Raw genomic sequence first — 14,551 nt, forward strand, 5'->3', positions numbered from 1 at the left:
TTGGCTCACTTTAAGCCAGTAACATACGCCACCAGATCCCCGGTAAGCTGGTAAAGCCTGTGGTATAGGACACCACTTTCCCCTCTTTGATGATCATCAAAGTCGGTGTGACATGTACCGACCAGTCACTAGCGCTGCGATTATCGGCATCATTGATCACCGGAAAGTGATAACCGTACTCCTGCATATATTCACCAATCTCATTATTGGAACCCGATGCTATCGCCACACTCACCACGGGAAACGATGCAGAAATCGACTCCACCGATGGGCTCACCGAGCGACAAACCGGGCACCATGTGCCCCAGAAATAAACCAATACCGGCTCATTGGCACTCAAGATGGAGACATCAATTTTCTCGCCACCGATAGCCACACCGCTAATGGCAGGAAAATTATCGACCTCTAAGTTTCTACTGCGCCACTTATCCATTACCCATGCCACGCAGCTCACCAAGACAAGCAAAATCAATAACTGCTTGAGCCAATAGCCAAGACGTTGTTTAAATGTGGGCTGTTTCTCTGTCATCAATCCCTTCATTACGCGCATAATGTCGCGAAGCTAAAATGAATATGTCATACCAATTAAATGCATAAGACCGGAGAAATGACAAAATAGTTCAGCACTCGCGGCTAATATCAAACGGTATAATAACCCGTTTCAGCTGCTAACCTTCAGCCTTGTACTAGCCCAAAGTACGCCTCAATTGCTTAGCAGCCCTAACTAAGTTAACTAACGCAGGCTCAACTTCATCCCATGTACGAGTCTTAAGACCACAATCGGGATTCACCCAGAGTTGCTCAACAGGGATCTTGGTCGCGGCCTTTTCCATCAAACTTATCATCTCCTCTACCGTTGGCGTATTCGGTGAATGAATATCGTAAACCCCAGGGCCTATCTCATTAGGATAATTAAAGTCTTCAAATGCATTGAGCAGCTCCATTCTAGAGCGCGAGGTCTCTATGGTGATCACATCGGCGTCCATTGCCGCAATCGCCGCTATGGTCTCATTAAATTCGCTGTAACACATATGGGTGTGAATTTGCGTTTCGTTGTTAACGCCAGCGGCGCTGAGCTTAAAGGCATTGACCGCCCAGTTAAGATAATCCTGCCAATCGCTCTTTTTCAGCGGTAAACCTTCACGAAACGCAGGCTCATCGATTTGAATCATGCCAATCCCCGCATCTTGCAGCTCCATCACCTCATCACGAATGGCGAGAGCGATTTGAGTGGCTATCTGCTCACGACTGATATCTTCGCGGGCAAATGACCAATGCAGAATCGTTACCGGTCCGGTGAGCATGCCTTTAACGGGTTTCTCGGTAAGGCTTTGAGCAAATTTGGCCCACTCTACAGTCATGGCTGCAGGGCGTGATACATCACCATAAATAAGCGGCGGTTTAACGCAGCGAGAGCCGTAACTTTGTACCCAACCAAACTGGGTAAAACCAACCCCTTCAAGCTGCTCACCGAAATATTCCACCATATCGTTACGTTCTGCCTCACCATGAACCAGCACATCGATATCCAGCTTTAATTGGCGCTCTATGGTGTCTTTGGTCACTTGACGTAACTGCAGATTATACTGCTCAAGGCTAATTTCACCTTTGCGCCAGCGACTGCGTAAGCCACGAATGGCTGGCGTTTGTGGAAAACTGCCTATGGTCGTGGTGGGAAGTAAAGGCAGGCGATACCTAGCTCGTTGGGCAGCTTGTCTTACTGGGAAAGCATCATCACGCTGATAATCTTGCTCAGTTAGTGCATCGACACGAGCGATCACCTGTTGATTCGCCGCCTCAGCACGAGCATCACGCCTTGCTTGGCATTCGAGCACAATCGCATTGGCCTCGGCTGAATTAGGCTCCGTGAGTAACAGTTTGAGCTTTGTGAGCTCAGCAAGCTTTTGTTTGGCAAAAGAGAGTTGCAGCTTAAGCTCTGGTGCAAGGTTGGTTTCTATCTCTAAATCCACCGGGCTATGCAGCAAAGAGCAGGAGGGTGACAACCATAAACGCTGCTTAAGATCCCCCACGACACTCGATAACCCCTCTGCGAGTTCGTCAAGCTCTGCCGCCCATACGTTACGACCGTTAATCACGCCCGCCGATAACACTTGCTCTGCGCCTAAACTGGGGAGGAATGTTTGTAACTGCTCCGGGGCCGTCACTAGGTCTAAATGCAGGCCTGCAACGGGTAAGTCGGCCACGAGATGATGATGGTGAGCGATGCTGCCGTAATAACTGGCTAGTAACACCTTTAACTGACTGTTTGCCAATGAGGTATAGCTCTGACTGATAGCTGCTTGCCAATCGCTATTTAGCTCTAATGCCAAAACGGGTTCATCGAGCTGCACCCACTCGACCCCTTGGCTAGCAAAACGCTGTAAGATCTTTTGGTACGCCTCAATCAGTCTTGGCAGTAAGCTTAACTTATTAAATTCCCCCTCGACCGTTTTAGACAGATACAGGAAAGAGACAGGCCCTAAGATCACCGGCTTTGCCTGATAGCCTAGAGCCTGAGCCTCACTCACTTCATCAAACAGCTGTTGATAATCGATGTCGAAGCGCTGGTCTTCGGTGAGCTCGGGAACGATATAGTGATAATTTGTATTGAAAAACTTGGTCATCTCGGCGGCTGGTGCATCTTTGCCACTCGGTGCTCGGCCACGACCGATACGAAATAGAGTATCAAGATCCGTTGGCGTCTCTCCACGGTGCCGCTTAGGGATCGCCCCCAGAGTCACACTCAAGGTCAACACCTGATCATAGAAAGCAAAATCGCCAACAGGCAGTAATCTAACCCCGGCATCAGCCTGCCAGCGCCAATGTGTTTGACGTAATTCCCTAGCAACTTCATGTAACCGTGACTGCTCAATCTCACCGCGCCAATACTTCTCTAAGGCAAACTTTAGCTCTCGTTGACGACCAATACGTGGAAAGCCCAAATTATTTAATTGCATATTGTATACCTTTTGATGTTAAGATGAGTAAAATTCAGAGTTAACGCCCTTCTGAATGACATATAACGAAATACAACAACGGGCGTCTGGACGTCTAGAAGTTTATTGTGATAGCCTTGGTATTCGCAATCGAAACGAATTCAAGCGCTACATGAGCGAATTTCATGTGAGGATAATATGATAGAGCTTAGACATTTACGTACGTTAGTTGCCCTAAAGGAAAGCGGCAGCCTCGCTGGGGCTGCAAAAAAACGCTTCGTCACTCAGTCGGCACTGTCGCATCAGATCAAGGAATTAGAGACGCGTATTAACTCCGCTATTTTTGTGCGTAAGAGTAAGCCCCTCTCTTTTACACAAGAAGGCGCGAGACTGCTCAACCTTGCTGAAGATATTCTGCCAAAAGTGATCGAAACCGAGTTTGATCTGAAAAGAGGCTTAGAGGATGGTGACAACCACCTAGGCGTGGGTATCGAATGTCATAGCTGTTTTCGCTGGTTAATGCCGGTGATGGAAGAGTTTAGACAGCAATACCCTCAAGCCGATCTGGATCTATCTAGCCGTCACCTATTCGATTCCATCAACGCCCTTGAGCAAGGTGAGCTCGATGTTGTACTGACATCTGATCCCGTGCCGGGTCAATCGATTGCCTATCAACATCTATTCGATTTTGAAGTGAGATTAGTGATCGCCAGTGATCACCCTCTAGCGCAACAGGAATATGTCACACCTAAGCAACTAGAGAACTTGCCTATTTTAAGTTATCCGGTTTCACTTGAGCGTTTAGATCTCTATCGTCACTTCCTAGAGCCTGCAGGCATAAAAGCAGGACCGCAAGTTAAGTGCGATCTGACCATGATGCTACTACAGCGAATCGCCTGTAAGGACGGTATCGCGGCGCTACCAAGCTGGTCGATTAGCGAAGCCCACGGCCTAAGTCTAACGAGCGTGAAGTTAGGCCCTGAAGGTCTGAAACGCCCATTGTTTGGTGCCTACCGTCGTAACGGTGCCAACGCACGCCTAGCTCAGCACTGGTTAGAGTTGGTAGCAAAAGAAGGTTTAGCAAAGCAGAGACTAAACTAAATGAAATGAAACAGAAAAGCCTGCAGATTTGCAGGCTTTTTAATATGACTGTCTTGCCCTGAGATAACTTGAGTTTATACGGCTCTGAGTAGAAGATTTCGCTTAGCGAGTACTCTTCTTAATATCAGGCCAGGCGAGTTAACGTTATGGGTTTGGCGTAAGTTGTGTGCCACCATAAACTCGCCACAGAGCTCTTCATCTAAGCCCAATGACTCGAACGCTTCGATGGTGAGCGTCTGTTGCTTATCTTCAATCACAGATTTAAGCACACTTAGCGGATAGGGCTCTTTAAGCTCAGAGTTGAGATAAGCAAACGCCGTAAGGGCGATGATCTCACCAAATACACTAAACAAGGCTAAGGTCTGCACTTCATCAGGGTTAATCTGTACGTTATCCATTTGATGAAGCTGATCGACAGCATCGACAGCAATCGACTCGGTTAATGTCCAATATCCCTGAACCAACTTCTTATAAGGCTGCTCCAACTCATCTAGGCGCTCTTTCAAGTAAAAGGTAAACGCGTAACGATAGATATTGACCTGACCTAATCGCACTAAAGCATCTTTTAATGAACGATTTTTTGTCGACTGAGGCGTTGCGTGGTCTGCACTGCTGCTACGCCATAACAGGTGAGCAGATAAGGCAGGATCTGACGAGACGATGTCGATGACATTGCGGATATCGCCGTCTGCTATGATAGCCTTCTTCAAAGGGATAAGGATCCCTCTACGACCTATTACCTGCTCTTCATTGCTGATAATAGCACGTACTTGAGTAAATACTTGCTGCTCAAGATCTGTCATGGGAAACGTTAAACCTTATTCTTCTAATATTGATCCGCAAACTACTTAACGCTCCTAACTGGAGACCACAAAAGTAGCTTGGTTTTATCTGAACTAATTCTATATAAATTAACCCATAATTTGAGGCTAAAGGTCAAGCCATATACGCCATTACCTTATCAAGTTTCTAATGTTTTCGGCGTATTAATTTAACTAAGCCGAACAAAACTGTGATAAAGCCTGCAAACTAGCCATAGGACGAGGCGTTTAACTCTCTCTGTAACGACTGTGACTATATCGCTTGGTAAATTGCCTGGGCGAGTTCTAAATAACCCGCGTCATTTAAATGTATTGCGTCAGACTTTTTACTCGGGCTCTTCAACAGGCTGCTTAGCGTATCTTCTATTAACACTAACTGGTATTCATCGGCTAATTCGGCATAAATTGGAGAGGGAGACAGGAATAAACTCTTTTGTGGTACCGCCACTAGCAACACAGGGATCTGCTTTGCCTGAGCCTGTTCAATCATATTCGCCAAGTTCGCCTTGGTCTTATCCTGTGGCTGATTGCGAAGAAAATCATTGCCCCCCTCTAGTAAGATTAATAGCTCAGGGTTATGCCTTGCTAGTAACTCAGCTAAGCGCTGCTTACCTGCAGATGTGGTTTCCCCCGAGACACCAGCATTAATCACCTCATAGCCGCTAATACCGGCAAGCTGATTTGGATAATCCAGCCCCTTACTGGCACCGACACCATAGGTCAGGCTATCACCAAAGGCTAGTACCCGCGCATTTTCTGTTAACGGTGGAATGCTCGGGCCTGAACAAGCTTGTAATAATAGCAAAGGCACAATAACCAATAGACGGAATAACCTAACTGCACGGCGATAAGAAAAATGGCGTTTCATCGGTCAACCTTATGGATTGAAATCAAATTGGTATTAGCCAAAAATAACATAAAAAAAGCCAGACTCAAGGTCTGGCTTAGAGTGTTATCCCATCAAGTTAAAATGCTTGGTAGCTGACACTAAAGAACAACTCTCTTCCCGGGCCAAAGTAGTTTTTATCTGAGATAATCTCTTCATCAAACAGGTTATTGGCCTTCAATCTTAGACTCCAAGCATCATCAATTTGGTAACCAACGCTGAGGTCTAACTTATGGTAAGCATCTAAAAACTGCTCAGATCCGGCATAGCGTTTGCCCTGATAATGGTAGTTAGCCAGCAGATCAAACTGCAGCCAAGTGTAGCTCAACATATAGTTAAACTCGTTCTCGCTGCGGCCAATAAGTTGCTCTCCCGTCTGCGTATTTTCAGCATCCAGATAGGTATAGCCCAGCTGATGGTCAAGCCCAAACAACTGGTAATGAGCCGACAGCTCTACCCCGGTGATCTTGGCTTCATTGATGTTGGCAGGTTTCCAAATATCCCAGCCAAAATCATCTTTTTCACCCGTTGGGGCCCAAGCGATCAGGTTATCAATCTTATTTTGGAACACACTGATATAAGCACGAAAGGCTTGGTTATTAAAATGCAAAGTGAGGTCATAACTTTCAGCCGTTTCAGAGAGCAGTTCAGGATTACCTGAATCCGGCCAGTATAAGTCGTTAAAGGTCGGCGCTTTAAACGCAGTGCCCGTTGTCGCAGCAAAACTCCATTGCTCATTAAACTGATAAGCAAGGCTGGCATTATAGGAGAGTTCATTATCGATATTTTCCACATCATCATAACGTACAGCAACTTCAGCCAGCAGCTTACTCCACTGCTTTTGTACTAATGCATAGACTGCAAAAATATCGCGCTGATCTTGAGCGTAATCTCCTTTTACTTGCTCTGTAGACCAATCTATACCGCCTGTTAGGGTAAGCTCATCGGCAGCTAAGTACTGATTACTCCAGTTAACTTGATCTCGCTTAGTTTCAAATTCCGCAATGGCAACGCTTGCGTCGTCACCACGGAAGTTTTCGTTATTATCCCGAGACTGGCTCAAGGCTAACTTACTGGTGAACTTATCATTATGGTACTGACCCGCAAGGTTCCACAGGTAATTCTCATAGTCAGACTCATCGGCAGAACCCGACGCATAGATATCGTCGTATTGTGTATTGCCTTTATCGTACTGACCATTCCAAATCGCTTGCCAATTCGAGTTGATCTGCTGTGAACCTTTTAGTGAAAGGGCGTTGCGTTTATAACCGTCATCGTCATTTTCCACCTCGGCACCATTGTAAACATCATAGCCCTTAGACTGCTCATGGTTTACCGCGATGGTCGTACTCCCCTCCCCATGGCTCATACCAGCGCCAAATGAGCCACGAATGTAGTCATCGCTGCCATATTCCGCACCAGCAAACCACTCTCCACCACTAAGTTGACGGGTGAAAATTTGAATGACGCCGCCAATCGCATCGCTCCCCCAAACAGAGGCTCTTGGGCCTTTAAGCACTTCGATACGCTCGATGTTCTCAGGTGAAAGCGTGTTAAAACTCACGGTGCCCAGTGTCGCGGAGCCAACTTTAACGCCATCAACTAGCACCAAAACATGATTTGAATTGCTGCCACGAATACTAATTGAGGTCGCCTGCCCCGCACCACCATTGCGCGATACACTCACCCCAGGTAGTGTTTCCAAAACATCGGCAACAGACTTAGGATTCAAACGTACAATCTCTTCGCGCTCAATAGTATTGATAACGGTCAGTTGCTGATCTGCCGTTCTATCGAAACGTGAACCGGTTACGGTGATCGTTTCATCAATGTTTGCAGAGGTGATATTGGTTTCTTCGGCCTGCGCCGAAAATGCAGATAAACTGATAAGACTGCTCACGAGCAGTGCGATTTTAGATGGTTGTGTTCCCATTTACCTTTGACTCCTAAAGGAAAACGGGGCAAAAACGTCACGGTGATACAAGCCAGAAATGGAAAAAACCTCCATTTAACGGGTTCGTTCAATTGCCGCATTTCGAGATCTGCCCGCCGAAATCATCGAAATCACTTTGCTGGCCGGTCTCCGGACTTAGGTTCTGTATTACTCAGTAATACACGAGTACAAGCTTTACAACACCTATCCATTAAGGCGCACTCGTCTCTCACCATTCACCGTTGCGGGGGCAGTGTCAGAATTTAACTGACTTCCCGATTATCCCTAATACCAATAGGTATAAGTTGCAGCTGCAACATAAGGCACCAATAAAGTTGACTAAATTACTCTGTTTTATTCAATTATATACTTGTTATCCCTCAGAGCGACAAAGCATCATCTCAGAGAGTGCGCGCATTATAGACGTCTATACGGTTAAATGTCTAACTTAACCATCAGAGAAGGCAGTCTTTTAGAATAGCGTTTTTCATTACATCAGTCCTTACCCAGTGAGCGAGCTTGCTCTGGTTTACAGCAGACCATTAAAAACAAAAATAATCAGAAAGGTTATGGGGGGGAAATAAAGCGGCGCAACAAAGACTAGCTAGGGTTGAGCCGTTCTGCGTCTACGAAGGGAGTCAAAAAAGCGAATCCACTGCATCCGCTTTTTATTAACGATTAAAGCAAGGCTAACGCCGATTTCAACTTATCTTCTAGCTCTGAGTTGCGAAGCACCTGCTTCTCCATATCGAAGTTATCGAAAAAGCTTGGAACTGACAGCGTTGCTTTTACCTCTGCAGCAAAGTATGGCGCCGAGCCCGCTGCTGCCGCTAAGACGCTTGCAGCACCTCCAGGTCCTGGAGACGTTGCTAACAATAGCATCGGCTTATTTTGGAACACCTTCATATCGATACGCGATGTCCAGTCAAACAAGTTTTTATAGGCCGCCGTATAGGAGCCATTATGCTCAGCAAAAGAGATAATAATCGCATCGGCCTCACCAATTTTGGCAAAGAACTTTTGTGCCAGCTCTGGGTGACCTAACTCCTCTTCTCTATCTTGACTAAAGATAGGCATTTCATAATCGTTGATATCGAGGATCTCAACGTCGGCACCGTCTACGAGCGATGCCGCATAGCTTGCGAGCTGCTTATTAATTGACTTAGAACTGCTGCTGGCTGCAAAGGCTAATAGTTTCATAATTGGGCTCTCTTATTCAGTCACTGCAGGTTATGCCTGCAAAAGTAGTTGATTTGGCTGCCGCTAGCCTTAATGTGAAGATTAACTTGTGAGCGACAACCCGATGAAGAGCAGTGTATATTAGTTACGATTAGTTATTAATAACCTAAAAAGACAATAACTATTTCCATACAACTCTTAATCAGGCGATTGATGTGATAATGAATAAACTGTTTGACGGTATCGTGATTTTTACACAGGTGGTTAAGAGTGGTGGTTTCTCGGCTGCAGCAGAGGTGCTGGGACACTCCACCTCCTATGTGAGTAAAGAAGTCAATAAGCTAGAGGCGCGCCTCGGAGTGCGACTGCTCAACCGTACTACCCGCTCTATTGGCTTAACCCCTGAGGGGGAGGCTTATTTCCAGCAATGTCTACAACTAATAAGCGATGCAGAACAAGCTATCGGCTTAATCACCCAACATGATATTAGCCCCCGCGGAGTATTGAGGATCAGCTGCCCTGTTGGTTTTGCCCAGAACCACCTCAAGCCTATTATCAGCGAATACCTGCAGCGTTACCCCAATGTCAGCCTAGATTTAGATTTAAGTGATAAGCGCACCGATGTGATTGCCGATGGGTATGATTTAGTGATTAGGGCATCGGCGCAGCTTGAAGAGTCGAGCCTCATCAGCCGCAGACTCTATAGCTGTAAAGCCTATACAGTGGCCTCGAAAGGGTACATCTCTCGCCACGGAAAGCCTCACCATCCCAGAGAGCTAGAAACCCATAACGGGATCTGTTACTCCAACCATAAACAACCAAGCAAATGGGATTATATTGATCATGATGGCAAACACTTTGTAGTGAATATTAGACCTAAGATCCTCTGTAACAATGGCGAGATGCAGCTGAGCATGGCCTTGGCTGGCCATGGTATAACCCGCTTACCGAGTTTTTATATGCAAGGTGCACTCGAGAGCGACCAGCTTGAGATCCTCTTTGACAACTTTCCCAGTGCCGACATCGACGTCTTCGTGGTTTACCCAAGCCGCAAACATCTATCACCTAAAGTCAGAGCCTTTATCGATCTCGCTGCCGAGCGTTTTTCCTCTCACGATATAAAGAAAGGAGATAAATAGCTGGCAATGTTAATCTTTATGACTATTTTTTAAATTTATCGCTTTAAAGTTAACCGGCGGAAAACTTATAATAAATCAGCCTTCCTACCCCACGGCAAAGTTACATTGAGCCAAGGCGCATTCTTTGGGGACAAACAACTTAGGTGAATTGTGTGCTAAAGAAAATTCTTGCAATGACCAGCTCAACCCAGATGTTAGTAGCCATGTTTGTCGGCTTTGGTGTCGGCCTGTTTTTCGGCGAGTCCGTTGGCTGGATGGGCACCATTGGCACTAGCGTTATTCTGCTGATGCAGATGACTGTACTGCCCTATATCGTTGTGTCGCTGGTTGGCGGTATCGGCAAATTACAAAAGAGTACCGCTAAACTTATCTTTAGCCGCGCAGGCCTTATCATGTTACTGCTCTGGCTGTTAGCCATCGTCATGATCGCCTTGATGCCGCTCTCTTTCCCCGTTATTGAATCGGCCTCCTTCTTTAGTACCAGCAGTATCGAACCTGTCACCCCTATCGATTACTTTAAGCTATATATTCCATCAAACCCCTTTGAGTCGATGGCCGATGGTTATGTGCCTGCCATGGTGGTATTTAGTATCGCTATGGGGCTAGCACTGATTGGCATGCAGGGCGAAAATAAACAGCAAATATTAACCTTTATGCACACCAGCTCTGAGATCTTCTCGCGCATCACTCAGGGGCTAGTCAAAATTCTACCAATCGGTATTTTTGCCATGTCCGCTTCGGCGGCAGGTACCATGGGCGTGGATGAATTTGCCAGCATGCAGGTTTACCTGATCAGCTATTTTGTACTGTGTTTACTGCTAACCTTCTGGGTGCTGCCCTGGATTGTCGCCTCGCTAACACCGATCACCTTTGCCCAAGCGCTACGAATTTCGAAATCGAGCCTAGTGACCGCCTTTGCCACGGGTAATATCTTCATCGTGATCCCTGTGATTGTTGAAGAGTGTAAGCAGGTAATGCGCGAACACGACGACTTATGTGAAGACGGTGCCACCTTAATTGAAATTTTGGTGCCGATTGCCTTCACCTTCCCCAATATCGGTAAGTTAACGGTTATCATGTTTGTCTATTTTGCCGGTTGGTTTAACGGCACGCCAGTGGACGTAGCCAGTATTCCATCTCTTTCAATTAGTGGTCTTTTAGCGCTATTTGGCAGCGTGTATGTCGCGATCCCCTTTATGCTCGACTTAGTCAAACTGCCAGCCGACCTGTTCCAGCTATTTGTCATGTCAGGCTTTATTACCGGTAAGTTTAATTCTATTGCCGCAGTGATGAACCTATTTGTACTGACTTTGCTGACGGCATCCCTGTTTCAAAAGTCACTTAAGCTGCGTCCGCCACAGCTGCTAAAAATGGGCATAGGGATCGGCGCCAGCGTATTGTTGACCTTGATTGTTTGCCGCATCGGCATGGGGATATTTATCCATAGCCCAGAGATCACCAGTGGGGTTATCGCTAATATGCAAGTGGCCGATAAGGTGCCGACCAAGGTTAAAAAGCAATTCCCGATTGTAGGCAAAACGCCTTCAACACCTATTCGCAGCGTCCAAGCAATTCGAGATGCAGGCACACTCCGAGTCGGCTACATCCCCAGTAATGTGCCCTTTAGTTATTACAATAACGCGGGGCAATTGGTTGGCTTTGATACCGCTATGGCCACAAAACTTGCCGAAGACTTAAAGGTTAAAATCGAATTTATTCCCTTTAAAAAAGACCAATTAGCCGCATCGCTGAAGGCGGGATTTTTCGATATAGCCATGTCTGGCCTCGCCATGGATATCGAGCAGATGGATGCACTTAGCTATGCTAACCCCATTTTAGAGCTTAACCTTGCCATCGCCACTAAAGACCACCTGGTGAACGACTTTAAGAGCAACGAAAAAATCAAAGAGATGCATAACATGACTATCGCTTATGTTGAACACAGCGATGCGATTGAGGAGGCCAAACTCTTTGCCCCTAATCTTAAGTTCGTCAAAATAGAGGGCTATAAAGACTTCTTTAGGCAGAAGAAGCACAAGTATGATGCGGTGGTCATTAGCGCCCAAGCTGGCTCTGCTTGGACCCTGTTCTTCCCGGGTTACGGCATTGCACTTTTAGAGAGTAACTCCCATTATCCCGTGGCGTACGCTGTCGCGCAGTCTAACCAATCGCTGCTCAACTACATCAACAATTGGCAGCGTTTACGTAAAGTCGATGGTACTCAAGAAGGTATCTATGATTACTGGATGCTCGGTAAAGGCGCTGAAAAAGAGCAGCCACGCTGGTCGATTATGCGTGATGTATTGCACTGGGTTGACTAAGGTTTGATAGGCTAGAGCTTAGAAGAGTAAACAAGTCTGCAGTTGAGAAAAGTCTCCATTAAAAAGCCCTTAATCGATATCGATTAAGGGCTTTTCTATTTTAGGCTTTCGATTGCGGCGTCGGAGTCGACAATTGATGCACCTCACCCTCGCTTAGATAACGCCACTCACCGACCTTAAGATCTAAGCTCAAATCACCAATTTTCTCTCTGTGTAGGCCGTTGACCCGATTACCCACCGCGGCAAACATCCGCTTAACCTGATGGTATTTGCCCTCAGTAATGGTCAGTAGCACCTCTTTTTCAGTCACTAGCTCCAGCTTAGCTGGCAGGGTAAGTGCTTGCTCATTTTGCAATTGCAGCCCATGTGCAAACCTAGCAACCATCTCTACTGCATCATCAATAATGGGATCTCGCAAAGTCACTCGGTATGTTTTCTCGCACTGTTTATCGGGCCTGATAATATCGAATGACCAGCGACCATCGTCGGTCAGTAACACTAAACCCGTGGTATCGGCATCGAGCCGCCCAACAATGTGCAAGTCTTCCACCCTTTCAATATCGATGCAGCGGAATAGGCTTGGGTAGTCGCCATCAACATTGGAGCTGAGAGTATGGAGCGGCTTATGCAACATGATATAGCGCGATGGCCTTGCGACTAACCTTTGTCTTCGATAGCGCACCTCATTGCTTTCATGTACCTGAAAGCGAACATCAGTGATGACCTCACCATTAACACTAACTTCAGCCCGCTCTATGCACTCACTCGCCTGGCTGCGGTTAAGCTCGGTACTCTTGCAGATAAATTTATCTAGACGCATATCACTCAGCTATCACTTCTTTCTACGACAGAATTATCGCAAGCTACACAAATTGCACAAGGGTTCATTTTAAAAATGCCAGTATTTATCCAGTCCTGTAGAGGTTGAGCTGTTAAGCGGGTGCGATTTCAGGCACAATACCCGGCTAAGAAAAGGCATAAAAAAGCCTATTTACTTTGTCGTAAACGCTTAGGAACCCACAATGACGCAGATCACCCTACTTACCCCTGACGATTGGCACTTACATTTTCGCGATGGCGATATGTTACAAGAAACGGTTCCCGCCACTGCGCGCCTGTTTCAACGTGCGATTGTGATGCCTAACCTTTTACCACCTGTCACCGATGCAAAGATGGTAACTGAGTATCGTGAGCGTATTTTGGCGGCACGACCAGCGGGTTCAACCTTTGAACCGCTAATGACGATCTTTCTAACCAACAACACCACAGAGCAAGACATCATCGATGCCAAAGCCGCAGGTGTTGTTGCCGCAAAGCTTTATCCAGCAGGCGCGACGACTAACTCTGACGCCGCAGTAAAAGCCCTCGATGCGCTATTCCCAGTATTCGAAGCCATGGCAAAGCACGGCATGTTGCTACTGGTTCACGGTGAAGTGACAGAATCTCATATCGATATCTTCGACCGCGAAGCTATGTTCATCGAACGCTACCTTGCGCGCATCGTTGCATCATTCCCAACTCTTAAAGTGGTATTCGAGCATATCACCACTAAAGATGCGGCTGAGTTTGTGATGGAGGCTGCTGACAATGTAGCGGCAACGATTACCCCGCAGCACTTACTGCTAAACCGCAATGACCTGCTAGTTGGCGGCGTTCGTCCACACAACTTCTGCTTACCTGTGCTTAAGCGCAGTACTCACCAAGAGGCGCTACGCGCAGCCGTTGCGACAGGCTCGAGCAAGTTCTTCTTAGGTACAGATTCTGCGCCGCACGAGAAGCATCGTAAAGAATCGGCTTGTGGCTGTGCGGGTTGTTACAGTGCATGGAGTGCATTAGAGCTATACGCACAGGTATTTGATGACTTAGGTGCACTGGACAAGCTAGAAGGCTTTGCCAGTAAGCATGGCCCAGATTTTTACGGCCTAGCGCGCAACACCAGTACCGTTACCCTAGTCAAAGAGAAATGGACAGTACCGAGCGAGATCATCTTGCCAAACGGTAACCCAATTGTGCCATTCTTTGCTGGTGAAGAGGTGAACTGGAAAGTGAAAACTGCTTAAACGCGGAGCACTACGCCAATCATGCTAAAAAAAGCCTGCTCATTGCAGGCTTTTTTGTTTTTTAACTGTGTTCCGTCCTGAGATAATAGCAAAGCTAGCTATGTGTCTAAATGTATCCATATCAGCGCCAAATACACACACTGTTACCTCAAGACATCGGCTGAATTGAAAATAA

The 14,551-nt window shown here is 46.6% G+C and carries 11 protein-coding genes and 1 riboswitch; of the genes, 4 read left to right on the forward strand and 7 right to left on the reverse strand.

Features of this window, described 5'->3' with window-relative positions; all coding sequences use genetic code 11:
- Positions 1-10 precede the first annotated feature (10 nt).
- Both JMA39_RS14295 and metE read right to left on the reverse strand, forming a co-directional pair.
- Positions 11-529 carry a protein disulfide oxidoreductase gene (locus JMA39_RS14295; RefSeq protein WP_202722533.1) on the reverse strand — a complete coding sequence of 173 codons (519 nt, stop codon included), beginning with the start codon at positions 527-529 and terminating at the stop codon, positions 11-13.
- Positions 530-686: 157 nt separating this feature from the next.
- The gene (metE, locus tag JMA39_RS14300) at positions 687-2,957 is read right to left on the reverse strand and encodes a 5-methyltetrahydropteroyltriglutamate--homocysteine S-methyltransferase (RefSeq protein WP_202722534.1); all 2,271 of its coding nucleotides are present in this window, start codon (positions 2,955-2,957) and stop codon (positions 687-689) included.
- 177 nt (positions 2,958-3,134) lie between these two features.
- Here metE and JMA39_RS14305 point away from each other — a divergent pair, with 177 nt between their 5' ends.
- Positions 3,135-4,037 carry a LysR family transcriptional regulator gene (locus JMA39_RS14305; protein WP_202722535.1) on the forward strand — a complete coding sequence of 301 codons (903 nt, stop codon included), beginning with the start codon at positions 3,135-3,137 and terminating at the stop codon, positions 4,035-4,037.
- Positions 4,038-4,111: 74 nt separating this feature from the next.
- On the opposite strand, the gene JMA39_RS14310 is transcribed toward JMA39_RS14305, so the two are convergent.
- From JMA39_RS14310 to JMA39_RS14325, 4 genes are all read right to left on the reverse strand, one after another.
- Positions 4,112-4,840, reverse strand: a complete 729-nt coding sequence (locus JMA39_RS14310) for an HDOD domain-containing protein (RefSeq protein ID WP_202722536.1) — start codon at positions 4,838-4,840, stop codon at positions 4,112-4,114.
- Between the two features lie 271 nt (positions 4,841-5,111).
- The gene (locus tag JMA39_RS14315) at positions 5,112-5,726 is read right to left on the reverse strand and encodes an arylesterase (protein WP_202722537.1); all 615 of its coding nucleotides are present in this window, start codon (positions 5,724-5,726) and stop codon (positions 5,112-5,114) included.
- Positions 5,727-5,823: 97 nt separating this feature from the next.
- A complete protein-coding gene (locus tag JMA39_RS14320; protein ID WP_202722538.1) occupies positions 5,824-7,677 on the reverse strand; it encodes a TonB-dependent receptor domain-containing protein in 1,854 nt (617 codons plus the stop codon).
- 124 nt (positions 7,678-7,801) lie between these two features.
- Positions 7,802-8,023, reverse strand: a riboswitch (cobalamin riboswitch).
- A 332-nt stretch (positions 8,024-8,355) separates the two neighbouring features.
- A complete protein-coding gene (locus JMA39_RS14325) occupies positions 8,356-8,877 on the reverse strand; it encodes an NADPH-dependent FMN reductase (protein WP_202722539.1) in 522 nt (173 codons plus the stop codon).
- Between the two features lie 200 nt (positions 8,878-9,077).
- On the opposite strand from JMA39_RS14325, the gene JMA39_RS14330 reads away from it, so the two are divergent.
- Positions 9,078-9,995 carry a LysR family transcriptional regulator gene (locus JMA39_RS14330; protein WP_202722540.1) on the forward strand — a complete coding sequence of 306 codons (918 nt, stop codon included), beginning with the start codon at positions 9,078-9,080 and terminating at the stop codon, positions 9,993-9,995.
- 173 nt (positions 9,996-10,168) lie between these two features.
- Positions 10,169-12,316, forward strand: a complete 2,148-nt coding sequence (locus JMA39_RS14335; protein ID WP_237732842.1) for a cation:dicarboxylate symporter family transporter — start codon at positions 10,169-10,171, stop codon at positions 12,314-12,316.
- 100 nt (positions 12,317-12,416) lie between these two features.
- On the opposite strand, the gene JMA39_RS14340 is transcribed toward JMA39_RS14335, so the two are convergent.
- Positions 12,417-13,136, reverse strand: coding sequence for a pseudouridine synthase (locus JMA39_RS14340; protein ID WP_202722542.1), 720 nt, complete (start codon positions 13,134-13,136; stop codon positions 12,417-12,419).
- 202 nt (positions 13,137-13,338) lie between these two features.
- Here JMA39_RS14340 and pyrC point away from each other — a divergent pair, with 202 nt between their 5' ends.
- Entirely contained in the window at positions 13,339-14,376 is a 1,038-nt protein-coding gene (gene pyrC, locus JMA39_RS14345) for a dihydroorotase (RefSeq protein ID WP_202722543.1), read from the forward strand.
- Positions 14,377-14,551: the final 175 nt, after the last annotated feature.

The organism is Shewanella schlegeliana (assembly GCF_016765635.1).
Lineage (GTDB): Bacteria > Pseudomonadota > Gammaproteobacteria > Enterobacterales > Shewanellaceae > Shewanella > Shewanella schlegeliana.